Genomic DNA, 17,397 nt, shown 5'->3' on the forward strand with positions numbered 1-17,397 from the left:
ACTCGATGCTGTTGGAAACCTACGATTGGGGCCTTGAAGCCCGCACATTGCAATTGCTGTTCGGGCTGGGCCTTGGCCTTGTCTTCGGCGTTGCGGCACAAATCTCACGGTTCTGCCTGCGCCGCGCAGTCGCCGTCGACAGCGAAGACCGTGGGTCAGCGGGTGCCGTATGGCTCACCGCCTTCGCGACAGCGATCCTCGGCTTCCAACTGGCCAGTGCTTACGGCTTCATCGCCATCGAGGATCACCGCTTCCTTGCAACCGATCTCGCTGTCCTTGCCATCGTCATCGGCGGCATCGCCTTCGGGGCGGGCATGGTTCTGACACGCGGCTGCGTCTCCCGCCTGACGGTACTCAGCGCCACCGGCAACATGCGTGCCGCCACGGTACTGATCATCTTCGCTATTACCGCGCACGCCATGCTGAAAGGCGTGTTGTCACCCGTTCGTACCGCTCTGGGCTCTGTCACCATCGACCTGCCCTTCGCCTCCATCGCGGAGCTGTCAGGTGGTGCGGCCCTCAGCGGCGCGGTTGCCGTCATCGCCGCCGCTTGGTTGATCCAGCGCTTCCGTCCGTCTTGGCACCATGTGGCACTTGGCGTAGTCATCGGCCTTGTCCCTGTCCTAGGCTGGGCCACTACGAGCGTGCTGCTGTTCGACGAATTCGACCCGCTTGCGATCCAATCCGCCGCCTTTACGCTGCCGTGGTCCGATACGCTGTTTTGGGTAATCGCCTCCACTGCGGTCCCGGCTGGCTTCGGCACGGGCTTTATCGGTGGCATCCTGTTTGGCAGTTTCGCCAGCGCAGCCTTGCGCGGTGAATTGCAAACCGCGTCCTTCGAAAGCGCCGCACAAACAGGCCGCTACGCCTTGGGCGCGGTCTTGATGGGGTTCGGGGGCGTGTTGGCTGGCGGTTGCACCGTGGGTGCAGGTCTCAGCGGCTCGGCCTCCCTGAGCATCGCCGCACTGGTTGCGTTGGTCAGCATCGTTGCCGGTGCTTGGGCCACCAGCCGCGCTCTGTCACCTAATGCGGTGGCCGTCCCCGCTTAATCAGGCGTGTGGGTCAGCTCGGGCACATCACCTGCCCCTGCTGACCCGCGGCCAGACAGCGACGGGTTCTCCATAAAGAACCGATGGCAATTGAACGGGTTCTCCTGCCCTTCGACATCAGCCCGCACATAGGAGCCATCCGGCGACAGGATCCAGCTTTGCGCCGTGTCGGCCAGATTGGCTGCCATGATCTGGCTCATCACTTGTGCCTGCACCGTCTTATTGGTGATCTCGACCAGAGTTTCCACACGACGGTTCAGGTTGCGACCCATCCAGTCAGCCGACGACATATAAACCTTGGCCTTCTTCGATGGCAGCCCGTGCCCGTTGCCAAAACACACGATGCGGGAATGCTCCAAGAAGCGCCCGACGATGGATTTGACACGGATATTCTCGCTCAGCCCTTTGATGCCGGGCCGCACGGCGCAAATCCCGCGCACAACGAGGCTGATCTTCACTCCCGCCTGCGAGGCACGATACAGTGCATCGATCACGTCGGCTTCGACAACCGCGTTCATCTTCGCCCAGATTTCCGCAGGCTTGCCATCAGCTGCATAACCCGCCTCTTTGTCGATCATCTTGATCAGCTTCTGCTTCATGCCCGTAGGTGACAGATACAGGTTCTCAAGATGCTCCGGCTGCGCGTATCCACCGATATAGTTGAACACTTTGGTCGCATCGCGGCCCAGCGACGCGTCACAGGTAAACAGGCTCAGGTCGGTATAAATCCGCGCCGTGATCGGGTGATAGTTGCCGGTCCCGTAATGCGTGTAGGTTACCAGCGTGTCGCCCTCGCGGCGGACCACGGTGCTGATCTTCGCGTGAGTTTTGTAATTGATGAACCCGTAGACCACATGCGCGCCAGAGCGTTCCAGCTTGCGCGATTGGCGAATGTTGGCGGCCTCGTCAAACCGCGCTTTCAGTTCCACCAAGGCGGTGACGGATTTGCCATTCTCGGCGGCTTCACACAAGGCATCCACAATCGGGCTCTCGTTCGAGGTCCGGTAGAGCGTCTGCTTGATCGCCACCACATTCGGATCCCGCGCGGCTTGCGCCAGAAAGCGGATCACCATGTCAAAGCTCTCATAGGGGTGATGAAGCAGCATGTCTTTCTGGCGAATGGCCGCAAACATGTCGCCGTCATTGTCCTGCACCCGTTCCGGCACACGCGGGCTAAACGATGGCCAAAGCAAATCAGGTGGTGCGGCGGACACCAGTTCGCTCAGGTCAGACAGGCCGATCATCCCCGAAATCTCGATCACGTCGGTTTCGGTCACTTCCAGCGCTTTCATCACCAGATTGCGCAGTTTCGTAGGCGCGCCGGAACTGATTTTAAGCCGGACAACTTCACCGCGCCGACGCCGCTTCAACGCCACCTCGAATTCGCGCACGAGGTCTTCGGCCTCTTCCTCGACCTCCAGATCGCTGTCGCGCAGCAGGCGGAACGCGCAATGCCCGACGGCATGATACCCCGGAAACATCTCGCTGATCTTGATGGTGAGCAACTGCTCCATCGGCAGGAAGCGCTGTTGGCCCGGCTCGCAGGGCAATGAAATGAAGCGTTCGATCTGCGCAGGGATTGGCAGCAGCGCCTGCAAGGTGCGACCGTCGCTGGCACGCTCCAGTTGCAACGCCAAAGAGAAGCCTTCGTTAGGGATAAACGGAAACGGGTGCGCAGGGTCAATCGCCAGCGGCGATAGCACCGGAAACACGTTCGACATGAAATAACGGTCAAGGAATTCGCGATCCTTTGGGGTCACATCTTCGGCGTCCAGCAGCCAGATACCGCTGGCCTCCATCTCGTCTTTCAGGGCTTCCCAAACGGCGTCCTGCTTGGTGATCAGGGCGCGGGCGTTCTGGTCAATGAGCACAAGCTGCTCTTCTGGCGTCCGTCCGTCGGAGGACGGCGTGCGGTTGCCCGCATTGGCCAGCTCGCGCAGACCCGCGACGCGCACGGTATAGAACTCGTCCAGATTGGTCGAAGAAATCGCCAAAAAGCGCACACGCTCCATCAGGGGAACGCGCGGATTCGCGGCCTCGTCCAGCACACGCCAATTGAACGCGAGCCAGCTCAGTTCGCGATTGAAAAACCGGGAAGGCCCCTGCGTGTCGAGATCAGCGATCTCCACTGGTTCGGGGTAGCCGGATGTCAGAAAGTCAGCACCACACATAGGAAGCGTCTTGATTTGAGAATGTAAGGTCACGATGACGAATGTGCGGATTTTGCGCGCCGGAGTCCAGATGGCTGGCGCTTATTCACGTGCGATCTCGGCCAAAACGTCACGGGCCAACCCTTTGCCAATCGGGCGTTTCTCGGCCAGCGCACGGGCGTCCATGGTCTCGACAAACCCGCGCACCGCGTCAAAGCTGCGCGGCAATCTTGGCAGGATGTAGTTTAGAAGGTCAGGTTTCAGCGCGATCTGGCGATCGGAAAACATTTTCATCACCAGCGCCATCAGCAACGCGTCATCCAATGCCTCCAACGTGGCGATGGAGGTGCCCTCCATCCGGCTTCGCAGGTCTGGCAGCGCAAACTCGATCCGAGCCGGTGCACGGGCAGACGTGACCAGCATAGGCTGCCCCGCCTCCTGCATCAGGTTATGCATATGAAACGCCTGCGTCTCCGCGGTGCGATCACCGGCGATCAGGTGCAGGTCTTCGATAACCAGCGGTCCCTGCGCCAACGCTACCGGATCATCCAACGCATCCGCGCGCGCAATCCGCGCGCCTGTTTCATGCGCCCAGACCATCGCCAGATGGGTTTTACCGGACCCTGTCGGCCCTACCAGAACCAGCTTGTTCAATGGCCAGTTGAGCCAGTTTTCAACCGCAGCCACGGCCAACGCATTCGCACCGGACACGAAATAATCTTCGCGCCCCAGCGCCTCTTTGGCGGGTAGGGAAAAGGTCAATTGTTCAGACATGGTGTTAACTGTCGCCTTCCGGCTCTTCGTCGCGATCCAGTCCCTTATAGAGGAGGCTTGAACGGTACTGCTCCGTCCCAAAGCGCGCCACGACACCCAACGACGCCGCAACTGGTACGGCTACGAGCATGCCCACAAAGCCGAACAATGTGCCAAAGACCGACAAGGAAAACATCAGCCAGACAGGGTGTAAGCCGACACTTTCGCCGACCAGTTTTGGCGTCAGCACGTTCCCTTCCAGAAACTGCCCTGCCACAAAGACGGCGGCCACGGCCCCGATCATCGCGGGCTCACCCCAGAACTGGAACAGGGCCAAGCCAACCGCCAAGACACCGCCAATGACGGCGCCGACATAGGGAATGAATGAAATCAGCCCGGCAATAAACCCGACCACCAGCCCGAACTGGAGGCCAACCAGCATCAAGCCGACCGCGTAGAACACACCGAGGATGGAGCACACCGTGAGTTGTCCACGCACAAAGCTGGCAAGGGTTTTGTCGATCTCCCCCGCGATCCTGCGGACCTGAGGCGCGTGGTCGCGTGGCAGCAATGTGTCGATTTTGGCGATAAGGTTGTCCCAGTCGAGCAACATGTAGAACGCCACTACAGGCACCACGACGATAAATACAACGGCGTTGATGACCCCTAGGGCCGAGGAAAACACGCTTTGAGCAAAGGCGCCGCCCCGCTCTTGAATGGTCGCTCCGATGGAGGACAGCGACTGGCGCAATGTCGAGTTTGCATCCCCCAGATCGGGAAACCGCTCTGACAGGAAGTCACGCAGACGCGCAAACAGGTCCGGCGCGCTCTCGAACAGGCCTGCCGCTTGGCTGACGATCATCGGGATAATCAAAACCGCCATCAGAATGAATACCAAGATCGCCACAAGGCTGATAACCGTCGTGGCCACAACACGGCTGGCGCCCATGCGCTCCAGCCGGTCGGCCAACGGGTCCAGCCCGTAGGCAATAGCGCCACCGACGATAAAGGGCAGCATGACGTCGCCCAGATACCACAACGCCAAAAGGAACACCGCAGTCGCGATGCCCCAATATTTTGCCTGCTCGCGGACTGGTAGCGCCATAATATCCCTCATTTCCCGTTCAGATGTGACCTATGGAACGGCGGGTTTCAAGGCTTCCGCTCGAATGTAACCGAAAACTTGTTACGCGAACGGGCGTTTTGCGTTTAGGCATTACCCGGTCAGGGACGCAAAGCGCCAATCCTCGACCGCGATGACCAGTGCCAGAGCCAACAGGGTGATCGTTGGATAAAAGCCGGCTGCGAACCCGAAGGCCCGTAGCGGCGACGAGATGTGATAGCCCAGCCAGAACAACAATCGCGTCACACCGAAGGATGCGCCCAATAGCAACACCGGCCCTGCCCCCAATGTGAGCCCGATAAACGGCCACAAGGTCAAATTGAGCACCAGTTGTTCCACCGAGTTACGCAACACACGTTGGTCAATCTCGGCGGCGGACCCTTCCTGATACGGCTCGCCATCAATGATCGCATCATCAAAGAACCGCCGCTGGGCCAAGCGGCCGATCATCAACAACAGCACAATGCCACAAGGCAAAAGCGACCAAGCCATGGCGTCCACCAGCGGCATCTTCACATGCCATGACACCTGACGCGACAACGGTATCGCCGCCAGCGCCCAACCAGCGCCGGCACCCATCCCCATCAGGATGAGCGCCCGCTTGCCCATCAGCTGCGCGCCTTGCGGATCAAGGCGAGGATGTCCTTCGCTGCCTCTGGGATATTTGTTCCCGGCCCAAAGATGGCTTTCACGCCTGCCTTGTAGAGGAAGTCATAATCCTGCTGGGGGATTACCCCGCCGCAGATCACCAGAATGTCGCCTGCACCGGCGGCGTTCAAAGCCTCGACAAGTTTGGGGGCCAAGGTTTTGTGCCCCGCCGCCTGAGAACTAATCCCAATGACATGCACATCGTTGTCCACCGCATCCTGTGCGGCCTCTTCCGGCGTCTGGAACAATGGCCCCACATCGACGTCGAAGCCAATATCGGCAAAGGCCGTGGCGATCACTTTGGCGCCACGGTCATGCCCGTCCTGCCCCATCTTCACCACCAGCATGCGCGGGCGGCGGCCTTCTTCTTCGGCGAAGTCCTCCACGTCTTTCTGGATCGCGGCAAAGCCCTCGTCGCCCTCGTAGGCCGCGCCGTAGACGCCTGCCAAAGTCTTCACCTCCGCACGGTGGCGGCCGAATGCTTTTTCCATAGCCATGCTGATTTCTCCAACAGTTGCCCGAGCCCGCGCGGCGTCCACCGCCAGCGCCAGAAGGTTTCCTTCACCGGATTTTGCGCCCTCTTCCAACGCCGCCAAGGCCGCATCGCAAGCTGCTTGGTCCCGCGTGGCCTTGATCTTGTCGAGCCGCGCGATCTGGCTCAGCCGCACCGCGACGTTGTCCACGTCCAGAATGTCGATCGGGTCTTCCTTGTCCAAACGGAACTTGTTGACGCCGACGATCACTTCCTCGCCACGATCCACCTGCGCTTGACGCAAAGCCGCCGCTTCCTCGATCCGCAGCTTGGGCATGCCGGAGGCCACAGCCTTGGTCATGCCGCCCATTTCCTCGATCTCTTCGATGATCTTCCACGCCTCATCCGCCAGATCGGAGGTCAGCTTTTCAACATAGTAAGACCCCGCCAGCGGATCGACGACCTTGGTCACCTTCGTCTCGTTCTGCAAGATCAACTGCGTATTCCGCGCAATCCGTGACGAGAACGCGGTGGGCAGCGCGATAGCCTCGTCGAACGAATTGGTGTGCAGTGATTGCGTCCCGCCCAGCACCGCCGACATGGCTTCGTAGGCCGTGCGCACGATGTTGTTGTAGGGGTCCTGCTCCTGCAACGACACGCCAGAGGTCTGGCAATGCGTCCGAAGCATCAGCGAGCCTTCCTTCTTGGGGTTAAACTCGCTCATGATCTTGTGCCAGAGGAACCGCGCCGCCCGCAGCTTGGCTGCCTCCATGAAGAAGTTCATGCCGATGGCGAAGAAGAACGACAACCGTCCCGCGAAAGCATCCACATCCATGCCGTTGGCAATCGCTGCGCGCACGTATTCGCGACCGTCTGCCAGCGTGAACGCCAGCTCCTGCACCAAATTCGCGCCAGCTTCCTGCATGTGGTAGCCGGAAATCGAGATCGAGTTGAATTTCGGCATGTCCGACGCGGTGAACGCGATGATATCCGACACGATCCGCATGGATGGCTCCGGCGGGTAGATATAAGTGTTGCGGACCATGAATTCTTTGAGAATGTCGTTCTGGATGGTGCCGGACAGCACCGCGCGGTCATGGCCCTGCTCCTCGCCCGCGACGATAAACGACGCAAGCACGGGGATCACCGCGCCGTTCATGGTCATCGACACCGATACCTTGTCCAGCGGGATGCCGTCGAACAGGATTTTCATGTCCTCCACGCTGTCAATCGCCACACCGGCCTTGCCAACGTCGCCCACAACACGCTCGTGGTCGCTGTCATATCCACGGTGCGTCGCCAGATCGAACGCGACCGAGACGCCTTGCTGCCCCGCCTCCAGCGCCTTGCGGTAAAAGGCGTTCGACTCTTCAGCCGTCGAGAACCCCGCATATTGCCGGATCGTCCATGGACGCCCCGTATACATGGTCGAGCGCGGGCCGCGTGTGAACGGCCCCTCGCCCGGCATAGAGCCCATATGCTCCAATCCGGTCGCGTCCTGCTCGGTATAAACCGGCTGGATCGCGATGCCTTCGGGGCTGTTCCAAGTCAAGTCTTCCAAGGGGCGGCCGCGCAGCTCTTTTTCAGCGCGCGCTTCCCACGCTTCTTTCTTGTCGGTCATGGTGGCTTCCTTCTGTCATGTCTGCCCCGCCGAATGTATCTTCGGTCGGGTCGAGGTAGGTCACACGCGGCCCCGCTCCGGCCTTTAGCCAAGCGATGTCCGCACGGTAATCTTCTTGCAGCTTCCAAACCTGTTCGCTGTCGAACGGCATGTAGCGGGCGCCATGTCGTGCTGTGGCCAGCCTCAACGCCCCATCCAGATCACCGCGTTCTGCAGCAATCTCTGCGAGCGCTGCTGCTGGCGCAGAGGCATTGGATTTACACGGCTTTGCCATCGGCCCAAGTGCCACGGGCCGACCGGCGAGTGCCGCAACCAGCGGAGCCGGATTAGCGGCCCAGCCCTCAAACGGCCAGACCACAAGCTGCGCCATTGGGAACACATTCCCGATATCCACAATCACATCGTGCCAGCGGCGCGGCTGAGTGACCAACCGGTCCAAATCGGCGGTAGACGGCAAAGTCGCCCCCGCCTTCACTCGAAACGCCAGTTGCGAGGCCCAATGCAGATCATATGCACGGATCGCCATGCCGATGCGCAAATCACGCCCCTCAAACGCAGAGCTAACCCGTTCAAGTCGGGCTGATAGCTGGCCATAGAGACGCACCGCCTCCAAATTCTGTGCCATGGTGCCGATAAGGTTTTCTTCGCTCAGAATAAGCTGCTGGACACCTGCCTGCTCCAGTCGCGCAAATTCCATGCGCAACCGACCGCAGGAACGTTGACCAAGCTGCGCATCGCGCGCGCTCAGATGATGCGGGTTCTTCACAAGCCCCGCCAGAAGGCCACCGCGCGTGCGCTCCGGCCCCCAATAGGCAATCCCGGCGCGGCGCAGCGCCGGTCGCTGGCCGTTCAGCATGACCTGAAGACCGGTCGAGCCCGTCCGATGCGCCCCAAGATGCAGGCAAATTTCCACAACAAACGCCCCTGTAGCACCTGTCGCCCTGTGCGACCGGCTGGAGCGTTTGTTGTCCGCCCAAAGGCTGACCATTGGCTTAACACGCGAGGCTGGCGCATTTGTGCGCAAGCGCACCATTCCATTCCCGAAATTGCCCCCTATATTAGGGGCAGAGGGAGCCTTCATGAAACACGCTATCTTATTTGTTTTATCTGCATTTTTTGCCACCCAAACCCTGGCCGCAGGGTTGCCCGAAAACGTGTTGGACGACCCCACCGCAATTGGCCCATATGATGCAGTTGAGGCGAATTTGAGCGATTTTCTCTGGCTCAAACGCGCCGTTGTGGTCTTTGCTGACACTCCAGCCGATCCACGTTTCACCCGCCAGATCGAACTTTTGGAAGCGCGTCCGGCCCCCCTGATTGACCGCGATGTGGTGATCCTGATCGACTCAGACCCCAAAAACCCGTCCGAAATTCGCAACACACTGCGCCCGCGCGGGTTCATGATGGTCCTGATCGGTAAGGATGGCGAGGTGGAGCTGCGCAAGCCATCCCCTTGGGATGTGCGTGAAATCACCCGCGCCATCGACAAGATGCCACTGCGCTTGCAGGAACTGCGCGACAGACGGGCAGCACAAGACGCCGAATTGAACGATTGAGCGCCTGCTTCATTGCGCATTAACGCAAAGGCACCTATATTAGGGACAGGATCGGCATGGTGCCCATCCAGCAGACCAAGAGGTGAGCGATATGTCCAGAACACCAAAATCTCCTCCCCCTATGACTGGTCAGACGGGTCCGCGACCCGGCTACTAGGGTTAGGCTCACGGCCCGTGCTGACGCGTAACGCGCGCAGGGCTCTTTCTCCACGTGCCAATGCTTCCTGCTTGAGGGCAATGTAGTCGGTATACATGCCGATGCGCTGCACCTGATCCATTTCCCGAAACAAATCGGAGCGCAGGTCGTCGATGATCGCGTCCACCGCGAACACCTGATTGTAGTAGCCTACGACCGGCTGGATAACCTCCTCCGGCAGCAGGTGAATTTCTGCAACAAGCGCCGAAAACACCGTATCGTTGCGCTCGCTCGGGACCACGGGGGTATAGCTGTCGTCATCTTCCATGGCCCCGACAATGCGCTGCCACGTGGCCGTCAGGTCAAATTGCTTCAACGTCACCACGTAGTGATCGATCTCCGCAATCAACGCGGTCTGCACATCTTGCATTTTCTCCAGACGCCGCCGCCGCTCCCGCAGCCGGTTGCGATGGCCGTTATAGACCCACCCCACCGCCAAGAAGAGCCCGCCGACAACTGCCTGCTGCACCCTTGGGTCGATGATGTTGTCGAAAACGGCCATCGCGAACTATTCGAACTCCATGATGATATCGTCCACGGCCAGATTGTCACCGGCAGAGGCGTTGAGCTTGGAAACCTTGCCCTTGCGCTCCGCACGCAAGATGTTTTCCATCTTCATCGCCTCGACGGTGCACAGCGCTTGCCCTTCCTGCACCTCGTCCCCGACTTCCACGTCCACTTTGACGATCAGACCCGGCATCGGGCAGAGCAGCAGCTTGGAGGTGTCCGGTGGCGTCTTCTCAAGCATCAAGGACGCCAGTTCAGCCTGACGCGGCGTGCGCACATGCACTTTCAGGTCCGCGCCACGATGGCGCATCCGGAACCCGCCAGAGATCTTTTCGACCTTCAGCACCAGCTTCTCGCCATCAACTTTCAGCTTGGCAAGGCTATCCCCCGGCGTCCAGTCCGAGGAGACACGTTGCTTGGTCCCGTCGGCGTGCTTCACGGTTGCGCCCTTCTTGTCGGCCTTGATCTTCACCTCGAAGCGCTCGCCTTGCAGGCTCACCACCCAATCCTTGCCCACCTTGCGGCGGTGGTTGTCCATGGTGCCGGAAATCCGCGCGCGGCGGATTTCGGCAACGCGGTGCATCGCCGCCGCGGAGGAAGCGATCCGCGCCAAGGTCTCTTTTGGCAACTCCACCCCCATGAAACCTTCTGGGTATTCTTCCTCGATAAACGCGGTGGTGATGTCACCGGACACAAACTTCGGATGGTCCATAACAGCGGCGCAGAACGGCAGGTTGTGGCCAATGCCTTCCACTTCGAAGCTGTCCAGAGCCACGCGCATATGCTCGATGGCCTCCGCGCGAGTTGGGCCCCAAGAACATAGCTTGGCGATCATCGGGTCGTAATACATCGAAATTTCGCCGCCCTCATAAACGCCCGTATCATTGCGCACCGCGCGCTTGTCATTGGCCTTCTCCGCAGGGGGACGGTAGCGGGTCAGACGGCCAATCGACGGCAGGAAACCACGATACGGGTCTTCCGCATAGAGGCGCGATTCCATCGCCCAGCCGTTCAGCTTGATGTCCTTCTGCTTCAACTTGAGCTTCTCGCCATAGGCGACACGGATCATCTGCTCGACCAGATCAACGCCAGTGATCAGCTCCGTCACAGGGTGTTCCACCTGCAAACGGGTGTTCATTTCAAGGAAGTAGAAGTTGCGGTCGCCATCGACGATAAACTCCACGGTCCCCGCGCTGGTATAGCCAACCGCCTGCGCTAGCGCACAGGACTGCTCGCCCATCGCCTTTCGGGTCTTCTCGTCCAGAAACGGCGATGGAGCTTCCTCGATCACCTTTTGCTGGCGGCGCTGGATGGAACACTCACGCTCGCCCAGATAGATGCAGTTGCCATGAGCGTCGGCCAGAACCTGAATTTCGATGTGACGCGGCTGGGTGACGAATTTCTCGATGAAAATGCGGTCATCCCCAAAGCTGTTCGCCGCTTCGTTCTTGGAGGACTGAAACCCCTCACGGGCCTCGTCATCATTCCATGCAATCCGCATCCCCTTGCCGCCGCCGCCAGCGGAGGCTTTGATCATCACCGGATACCCGATCTCTTTGGAAATCTTCACCGCTTCTTCAGCATCCTCGATCAGCCCCATATGGCCCGGAACCGTGGACACGTTGGCCTCTTGGGCGATCTTCTTGGAGGTGATTTTGTCCCCCATCTTCTCAATCGCGCCAACAGGTGGCCCGATGAAGGCGACGCCAGCGGCTTCCAGTGCTTCCGCAAACTTGGAGTTTTCAGACAAGAAACCGTAACCCGGATGCACGGCCTCTGCCCCCGTCTCCCTTATCGCCGCCATCACTTTGTCGATAACGATGTAGGACTGATTGGCTGGGGGCGGCCCAATATGCACCGCCTCATCCGCCATCTGCACATGCATCGCCTGCGCGTCGGCATCAGAATAAATAGCCACCGTTTTGATGCCCATCTTGCGGGCGGTCTTGATGACACGGCAGGCGATTTCACCACGGTTGGCGATCAGGATTTTCTTGAACATTAGGTCAGGTCCCCTCTTGCCCAGCCCATCGGCCGGGGGTCTTGCATCAAAAAAGGCCGGGGCGCGCATCTGCGCGTCCCGGCCCTGTTGGTCTGGTTAATGGTTGTCTGGTTATTACTTGCAGATGCCTGCGTCGTCGCAGAACACGCCTGCCGCGCCACCAAGGACAGCACCCGTAACGACGTTGCCACCTGTGGCCGAGGCGACCGCTGCACCTGCGCCTGCCCCGACAAGGCCGCGTTCGGCGTCGGAATCACAGGCTGACAGCGCAAAGGCTGCCGCAAAAAGTGTCGAGATGAGGAATGTCTTACGCATTGGAATTCTCCTTGATTGCTCTTGGAGACCCAACACCCGAATGCGCGAGAAAGTTTCAAAAACTTTCTAGAACGCTGAATTTGGCGGAATTCTGCGCGAACCGCAGGGGATGCATCGGCACTTTGCCGCCCGCGCCCGCCCGCACAGAAAAAAAGAGGTCTGCCCAAACGAGCAGACCTCTTCAGAGGGGAAGGGTAACGGTTTTGTACATGCAGGCGCATCTCTGTGCTGGAGGGATTAACCTGCCCAGCCACGATGCGACACTCAGCACGCCGAGCAAACTCGATTACTGCCGTGGCGTCAATTTGAGCATTAATTCGCTTAAATCGCTTATATGCCAGCGTAATTTTGCCCATTATTCGATGAATTCTTCAGAAAATGCGTTCGGGAACGTCCCTTGAACGCGGCGGATGTCTATGCGCAGCAGCGCTTCGTAGCTTGCTGGGTCGAACGGATCTTCCGCTGGGACGACTTCGCGACCGAAAAGCCAGTTCAACCGCCCGGCATCAAGGTTGCCACGCTCGAACGGTTCCTCACCAAAATGCTGCACCAAAGCCCACATGAATCCGGCATCAGCCCGCCGGTCCATCGGGCGCCGGTCCGCATACCGTTCGCGTTTGGTCAAAGGAGTGGCCCCGTCCTTGTTATCACGACGAATGGTAAACTGATAATCCGTTCCCGGTAGCCGCGAGGGAAATCCCTTGTGTTTCAACATGGTGTCACCTTTGAGCGAAAGTCGTGCATCCCGCGTTCTGGCATGCGCGCATGCGAACGGTTCGCGCGGGCGCGAGCTTCGGGACGTGTATCACTATTGAAAATGAGGGGGGCCGCACGCGCTGGCTGCGCTGTCAGGCCGGTAGGGTTTTGCGGGGCGATGCGGAAAGCCCGCCCCGCAAATGTAGTTTTAGTACTTGTTGTATGCTGGCTCAGCAGCAACTGGCTCAATGATAACAACTTCTTCTTCTTGCTGGCCGCCGCATGCTGCGACGATTGCGACGAAGCCGAAGGCTGCGAGTGCTTTGATGCTCTTGGACATCTGAGTCTCCTGTTTTGGTATGGCGAATCATTAATGAGGCTAATCCCCACTCCTTCATCGCACACATTAGGGGTCACAGAAATGTAACCTTCCCGCAAGGTAGCCGTTCCATTGGCAAAAAAATATATCTTCGATGTGTCTCTTGCGCGATGTGTTGCGATTGCATCATCCTCGCCACAGCTTGAACTTAGCTGGCCAACATGTTGTGTTTTCGTCATAATCCACCCCAAACACAGGTGCCGTCCACGACCGCGAACAGATCGAAATATTGCACCACATTCGGCGCGGATTCGCCGAATGGCATTGCTTCTGATGCAACAGAGACGACAATTTCTCGGGCATTGGGCGCTGATTCCGCAACAATTCGAAGCCCTTCACTTTCACAGAGCGCCTGAAAATCGGATTCGATGACATCGAATCCGAACTGTTTCTGGTCCACAATTTGTGGTGCAAGCAGCCGAATGCGCACTATACGGCGCGCCGGATCATCGGTGCCCGGTGGCTCGAACAGTACTTCATGGGGCAAATACTCCACCGCCGAGACGGCCTGCAACGGAGCTTGATCCGCCGAAGCTGCCCCCGTCGCGATCCCCAGTATTAGCGCCGCAAGTTTCATGCAGGACGCCTCGCGATGCAGTCGATTTCCACCAAGGCCCCGACCGCCAAAGCCGTCACCCCCACCGTCGTGCGCGCAGGCAACCTGTCGGCCGGGAAAAAGCTTTTGTAGGTCTCGTTGAACACCGCATAATCCCGCTCGAACTCGGTCAGAAAACACCGACATTGCACAACATGGCTCAGGTCCAGCCCGACGCCCTTCAGCACAGTCTCGAGGTTCAACATCACCTGCCGCGTCTGCGCCTCCACGCCGTCGTCCAGCGGATCCGTGGTGGCCCCGCCCGGCTTGGTCGGCATCTGCCCCGTCAGGATCACCCAGCCATCAGATTCAACCGCATGAGAGAACGGAGCCACATGCGTGGGCGCGTCGGAGATGTTGTGAAATTCGGTCATTACGCCCTCACAACGGAATATTGTCGTGTTTCTTCCACGGGTTCGTCACCGACTTGCCCCGCAGCGACGCAAAAGCCCGCGCAACTCTCTTGCGGGTGGAGTGCGGCATGATCACCTCGTCGATGAAGCCTTTCTCGGCGGCCACGAACGGGTTCGCAAAGCGGTCTTCATAATCAGCAGTCCGCTCGGCGATCTTCTCGGCGTCCCCCAACTCGGCGCGGTACAGGATTTCAACCGCACCCTTGGCCCCCATCACCGCGATCTCGGCGGTGGGCCATGCGTAGTTAAAGTCGCCACGCAGGTGTTTCGACGCCATCACGTCATAGGCGCCACCGTAGGCTTTGCGGGTAATCACCGTCACTTTCGGCACCGTCGCTTCGCCATAGGCAAACAGCAACTTCGCGCCGTGCTTGATCACGCCGCCATATTCCTGAGACGTCCCCGGCAGGAACCCCGGCACGTCTACAAGCGTCAGGATCGGAATTTCGAACGCATCGCAGAACCGCACGAACCGCGCCGCTTTGCGCGAGCTGTCAATGTCCAGGCATCCCGCCAGCACCATCGGCTGGTTGGCGACAACACCGACGGACTGACCTTCGAGGCGGATAAAGCCAGTCAGGATGTTCTTGGCGAAGTCCTCCTGAATCTCGAAGAAATCGCCTTCGTCCGCCAGCTTGGTGATCAGCTCTTTCATGTCATACGGGCTGTTCGCATTGCTCGGCACCAGCGTATCAAGGCTGGCCTCGATCCGCGCCGGATCATCAAAGAACGGGCGCACAGGCGCTTTCTGACGGTTGTTGAGCGGCAGGAAGTCCACCAATCGCCGGACTTCAGCCATGGCCTCCACGTCATTCTCGAAGGCGCCATCCGCAACCGAGGATTTGCGAGTATGCGTCGAGGCACCACCCAATTCCTCTGCAGTCACCACCTCGTTGGTCACGGTTTTTACCACGTCGGGACCGGTCACGAACATGTAGGACGAATCCTTCACCATGAAGATGAAGTCGGTCATCGCAGGCGAATACACAGCGCCACCCGCGCATGGCCCCATGATCACGCTGATCTGCGGCACCACACCGGACGCCATGATGTTGCGCTGGAACACTTCGGCGTATCCCGCCAAAGATGCCACACCTTCTTGGATGCGCGCACCGCCGGAATCGTTGATCCCGATGACCGGCGCGCCGTTCTGCACCGCCATGTCCTGTATCTTGCAAATCTTCTGCGCGTGGGTTTCCGACAGCGAGCCACCAAACACCGTAAAGTCTTGCGAGAACACGTAAACCAGCCGCCCGTTGATGGTGCCCCATCCCGTCACAACGCCGTCGCCGGCGGGGCGGTCTTTCTCCATGCCGAACTCGGTGCAGCGGTGCGCCACGAACATGTCGAACTCTTCAAAGCTGTCTTCGTCCAGCAGTAACTCGATCCGCTCTCGTGCTGTCAGTTTACCCTTGGCATGCTGAGCTGCAATGCGGCGCTCCCCACCTCCGAGACGGGCCGTCTCGCGGCGGTCTTCCAATTCGCTTAGGATATCTTTCATGGCGCGGGCCTCCCAAATAAGTTGCGCAGAACCTACACCCGCGCCGCGTTGCGGCAAAGGCCCAAACGGCAAATTTGCAAACTAAGCAAACCTTATCACTAGAATATTGCAAATCTGCGAATAAACTAAACTAACGGGTTCACCTTCCAAATTCGCCGTCTTAACGTCGACTCATGAGTTATTCATCCGCGCGCCTATTTGATCGCGCAACTCCGCCACATATCGTAACGCTCGTGCTCCTCGCTGGGGTTTCGGCGATGAACATGTCGATTTTCCTGCCGTCGCTGCCAGTGATGACGCAGGCCTTCGACACCGAATACGGCGTTATGCAGCTGTCCATCTCGCTCTATCTGGCCTTCACCGCAGTGCTTCAAATCATCATCGGGCCGCTATCGGACCGCTTTGGCCGTCGTCCCATTGTTTTGGGCGCGCTGGCGATTTTCACGCTGGCCTCGCTCGGATGCTATCTGTCGACAACAATCGAGATGTTTCTGACCTTCCGCATGATCGCGGCCTCGGTCGCGGTTGGCATGGTCATGTCGCGCACCATCGTGCGCGATGTGGTCCCCATGGCCGAGGCCGCGTCGATGATTGGCTATGTCACCATGGGCATGTCGCTGGTGCCAATGTTTGCCCCCACCATCGGTGGCTTCATTGATGAAATCTTCGGATGGCGCGCGATCTTCCTGTTCATCTTCGCCGCCGGAGCGGGCTTGGCGCTGCTGTGCTGGGCCGATCAAGGCGAAACCAATCAGGCAAAATCCGTCAGCTTCATGGCGCAAATCAAGGACTATCCGGAGCTGTTCACATCCCCCCGCTTCTGGGGTTACGCCCTGTCCGCCGCCTTCGCCTCGGGCGCATTCTTCGCCTTCCTTGGCGGCTCCCCCTATGTGGCGTCCGTGGTGTACGAGCTGCCTTCCACCACCACACGCTATCTTTTCGGGGTGCCCGCGTTGGGCTATTTCGTCGGCAACCTGATCTCCGGGCGGTACTCTGTCAGCATCGGCGTGAACCGTATGATCCTGATCGGCTGCATCTTGCTGGTGTTCGGGATGGCGGCATCTTTGCTTGCGACAGCAATCGGTTATGGCTCGGCCTTCACCTTCTTTGCCTTTTGCACCTTTGTCGGTCTTGGCAACGGCATGGTGCTGCCGAATGCCACTGCTGGCCTGTTGTCCGTGCGCCCGCATCTGGCCGGCACGGCCTCCGGCGTCGGTGGTGCCATCATGATCGGCGGCGGCGCGGCGCTCGCAGCCCTTTCCGGCACCTTGCTGGAACACGGCCATGGCAGCTATCCTTTGCAATGGGTCATGCTGCTGAGCGCGGTTGCCAGCCTCGTATCCGTCCTGCTGGTCCTGCGCCGCGAGAAAGCGGTTCGCCGCGCTTGAGCCACAGCTTTGCAAAGGCTATGACGTGACATA

Annotated in this window: 17 protein-coding genes; 3 read left to right on the forward strand and 14 right to left on the reverse strand. The window is 59.3% G+C overall.

The window, feature by feature from the left end; all coding sequences use genetic code 11:
- Nucleotides 1-5: 5 nt before the first annotated feature.
- The gene (locus BDE40_RS08505) at nucleotides 6-1,049 is read left to right on the forward strand and encodes a YeeE/YedE family protein (protein ID WP_134014160.1); all 1,044 of its coding nucleotides are present in this window, start codon (nucleotides 6-8) and stop codon (nucleotides 1,047-1,049) included.
- On the opposite strand, the gene BDE40_RS08510 is transcribed toward BDE40_RS08505, so the two are convergent.
- From BDE40_RS08510 to BDE40_RS08535, 6 genes are all read right to left on the reverse strand, one after another.
- On the reverse strand, nucleotides 1,046-3,220 hold the full coding sequence (locus BDE40_RS08510) for an RNA degradosome polyphosphate kinase (RefSeq protein WP_134014161.1): 2,175 nt from the start codon (nucleotides 3,218-3,220) through the stop codon (nucleotides 1,046-1,048). The genes BDE40_RS08505 and BDE40_RS08510 overlap by 4 nt on opposite strands.
- An 81-nt stretch (nucleotides 3,221-3,301) precedes the next feature.
- The gene (locus BDE40_RS08515) at nucleotides 3,302-3,973 is read right to left on the reverse strand and encodes a DnaA/Hda family protein (RefSeq protein WP_134014162.1); all 672 of its coding nucleotides are present in this window, start codon (nucleotides 3,971-3,973) and stop codon (nucleotides 3,302-3,304) included.
- 4 nt (nucleotides 3,974-3,977) lie between these two features.
- The gene (locus tag BDE40_RS08520) at nucleotides 3,978-5,057 is read right to left on the reverse strand and encodes an AI-2E family transporter (protein WP_134014163.1); all 1,080 of its coding nucleotides are present in this window, start codon (nucleotides 5,055-5,057) and stop codon (nucleotides 3,978-3,980) included.
- 111 nt (nucleotides 5,058-5,168) lie between these two features.
- Complete coding sequence (locus BDE40_RS08525; RefSeq protein WP_134014164.1) at nucleotides 5,169-5,684, reverse strand: MAPEG family protein; 516 nt, start codon at nucleotides 5,682-5,684, stop codon at nucleotides 5,169-5,171.
- A complete protein-coding gene (gene scpA, locus BDE40_RS08530; RefSeq protein WP_134014165.1) occupies nucleotides 5,684-7,816 on the reverse strand; it encodes a methylmalonyl-CoA mutase in 2,133 nt (710 codons plus the stop codon). Before scpA ends, BDE40_RS08525 begins: the two co-directional genes overlap by 1 nt.
- Nucleotides 7,779-8,804: a hypothetical protein gene (locus BDE40_RS08535; RefSeq protein WP_134014166.1), complete on the reverse strand. Its 1,026-nt coding sequence runs from the start codon at nucleotides 8,802-8,804 to the stop codon at nucleotides 7,779-7,781. Before BDE40_RS08535 ends, scpA begins: the two co-directional genes overlap by 38 nt.
- A gap of 91 nt (nucleotides 8,805-8,895) precedes the next feature.
- Here BDE40_RS08535 and BDE40_RS08540 point away from each other — a divergent pair, with 91 nt between their 5' ends.
- The gene (locus BDE40_RS08540) at nucleotides 8,896-9,372 is read left to right on the forward strand and encodes a DUF4174 domain-containing protein (RefSeq protein WP_134014167.1); all 477 of its coding nucleotides are present in this window, start codon (nucleotides 8,896-8,898) and stop codon (nucleotides 9,370-9,372) included.
- 119 nt (nucleotides 9,373-9,491) lie between these two features.
- Here BDE40_RS08540 and BDE40_RS08545 read toward each other — a convergent pair whose 3' ends face one another.
- From BDE40_RS08545 to BDE40_RS08575, 8 genes are all read right to left on the reverse strand, one after another.
- Nucleotides 9,492-10,070 carry a hypothetical protein gene (locus BDE40_RS08545; protein ID WP_134014168.1) on the reverse strand — a complete coding sequence of 193 codons (579 nt, stop codon included), beginning with the start codon at nucleotides 10,068-10,070 and terminating at the stop codon, nucleotides 9,492-9,494.
- A gap of 6 nt (nucleotides 10,071-10,076) precedes the next feature.
- Nucleotides 10,077-12,077 (reverse strand): acetyl-CoA carboxylase biotin carboxylase subunit, encoded by a 2,001-nt coding sequence (locus tag BDE40_RS08550; RefSeq protein WP_134014169.1) that lies wholly within the window; start codon nucleotides 12,075-12,077, stop codon nucleotides 10,077-10,079.
- Nucleotides 12,078-12,191: 114 nt separating this feature from the next.
- On the reverse strand, nucleotides 12,192-12,392 hold the full coding sequence (locus BDE40_RS08555) for a hypothetical protein (RefSeq protein ID WP_121021525.1): 201 nt from the start codon (nucleotides 12,390-12,392) through the stop codon (nucleotides 12,192-12,194).
- A gap of 355 nt (nucleotides 12,393-12,747) precedes the next feature.
- The gene (locus BDE40_RS08560) at nucleotides 12,748-13,107 is read right to left on the reverse strand and encodes a hypothetical protein (RefSeq protein WP_134014170.1); all 360 of its coding nucleotides are present in this window, start codon (nucleotides 13,105-13,107) and stop codon (nucleotides 12,748-12,750) included.
- A gap of 189 nt (nucleotides 13,108-13,296) precedes the next feature.
- Entirely contained in the window at nucleotides 13,297-13,428 is a 132-nt protein-coding gene (locus tag BDE40_RS18495; protein WP_281250176.1) for a hypothetical protein, read from the reverse strand.
- A gap of 214 nt (nucleotides 13,429-13,642) precedes the next feature.
- Nucleotides 13,643-14,044, reverse strand: a complete 402-nt coding sequence (locus BDE40_RS08565; protein WP_134014171.1) for a DUF6497 family protein — start codon at nucleotides 14,042-14,044, stop codon at nucleotides 13,643-13,645.
- Nucleotides 14,041-14,436 (reverse strand): RidA family protein, encoded by a 396-nt coding sequence (locus tag BDE40_RS08570; protein ID WP_134014172.1) that lies wholly within the window; start codon nucleotides 14,434-14,436, stop codon nucleotides 14,041-14,043. The genes BDE40_RS08565 and BDE40_RS08570 overlap by 4 nt, the downstream gene beginning before the upstream one ends.
- A 7-nt stretch (nucleotides 14,437-14,443) precedes the next feature.
- Nucleotides 14,444-15,976, reverse strand: a complete 1,533-nt coding sequence (locus tag BDE40_RS08575; RefSeq protein WP_134014173.1) for an acyl-CoA carboxylase subunit beta — start codon at nucleotides 15,974-15,976, stop codon at nucleotides 14,444-14,446.
- 173 nt (nucleotides 15,977-16,149) lie between these two features.
- On the opposite strand from BDE40_RS08575, the gene BDE40_RS08580 reads away from it, so the two are divergent.
- The gene (locus tag BDE40_RS08580; protein WP_134014174.1) at nucleotides 16,150-17,364 is read left to right on the forward strand and encodes a multidrug effflux MFS transporter; all 1,215 of its coding nucleotides are present in this window, start codon (nucleotides 16,150-16,152) and stop codon (nucleotides 17,362-17,364) included.
- The last annotated feature ends 33 nt before the right edge of the window (nucleotides 17,365-17,397 follow it).

The sequence above is a fragment of the Litoreibacter halocynthiae genome, assembly GCF_004365635.1.
GTDB classification, from domain to species: domain Bacteria; phylum Pseudomonadota; class Alphaproteobacteria; order Rhodobacterales; family Rhodobacteraceae; genus Litoreibacter; species Litoreibacter halocynthiae.

Excerpts from the sequence above, each read along its gene's own strand:
- BDE40_RS08505 (WP_134014160.1), top strand. The coding sequence starts at position 6 with ATGCTGTTGGAAACCTACGATTGGGGCCTTGAAGCCCGCACATTGCAA.
- BDE40_RS08510 (WP_134014161.1), bottom strand. The coding sequence starts at position 3,220 with ATGTGTGGTGCTGACTTTCTGACATCCGGCTACCCCGAACCAGTGGAG.
- BDE40_RS08515 (WP_134014162.1), bottom strand. The coding sequence starts at position 3,973 with ATGTCTGAACAATTGACCTTTTCCCTACCCGCCAAAGAGGCGCTGGGG.
- BDE40_RS08520 (WP_134014163.1), bottom strand. The coding sequence starts at position 5,057 with ATGGCGCTACCAGTCCGCGAGCAGGCAAAATATTGGGGCATCGCGACT.
- BDE40_RS08525 (WP_134014164.1), bottom strand. The coding sequence starts at position 5,684 with ATGGGCAAGCGGGCGCTCATCCTGATGGGGATGGGTGCCGGCGCTGGT.
- scpA (WP_134014165.1), bottom strand. The coding sequence starts at position 7,816 with ATGACCGACAAGAAAGAAGCGTGGGAAGCGCGCGCTGAAAAAGAGCTG.
- BDE40_RS08535 (WP_134014166.1), bottom strand. The coding sequence starts at position 8,804 with ATGGTCAGCCTTTGGGCGGACAACAAACGCTCCAGCCGGTCGCACAGG.
- BDE40_RS08540 (WP_134014167.1), top strand. The coding sequence starts at position 8,896 with ATGAAACACGCTATCTTATTTGTTTTATCTGCATTTTTTGCCACCCAA.
- BDE40_RS08545 (WP_134014168.1), bottom strand. The coding sequence starts at position 10,070 with ATGGCCGTTTTCGACAACATCATCGACCCAAGGGTGCAGCAGGCAGTT.
- BDE40_RS08550 (WP_134014169.1), bottom strand. The coding sequence starts at position 12,077 with ATGTTCAAGAAAATCCTGATCGCCAACCGTGGTGAAATCGCCTGCCGT.
- BDE40_RS08555 (WP_121021525.1), bottom strand. The coding sequence starts at position 12,392 with ATGCGTAAGACATTCCTCATCTCGACACTTTTTGCGGCAGCCTTTGCG.
- BDE40_RS08560 (WP_134014170.1), bottom strand. The coding sequence starts at position 13,107 with ATGTTGAAACACAAGGGATTTCCCTCGCGGCTACCGGGAACGGATTAT.
- BDE40_RS18495 (WP_281250176.1), bottom strand. The coding sequence starts at position 13,428 with ATGTCCAAGAGCATCAAAGCACTCGCAGCCTTCGGCTTCGTCGCAATC.
- BDE40_RS08565 (WP_134014171.1), bottom strand. The coding sequence starts at position 14,044 with ATGAAACTTGCGGCGCTAATACTGGGGATCGCGACGGGGGCAGCTTCG.
- BDE40_RS08570 (WP_134014172.1), bottom strand. The coding sequence starts at position 14,436 with ATGACCGAATTTCACAACATCTCCGACGCGCCCACGCATGTGGCTCCG.
- BDE40_RS08575 (WP_134014173.1), bottom strand. The coding sequence starts at position 15,976 with ATGAAAGATATCCTAAGCGAATTGGAAGACCGCCGCGAGACGGCCCGT.
- BDE40_RS08580 (WP_134014174.1), top strand. The coding sequence starts at position 16,150 with ATGAGTTATTCATCCGCGCGCCTATTTGATCGCGCAACTCCGCCACAT.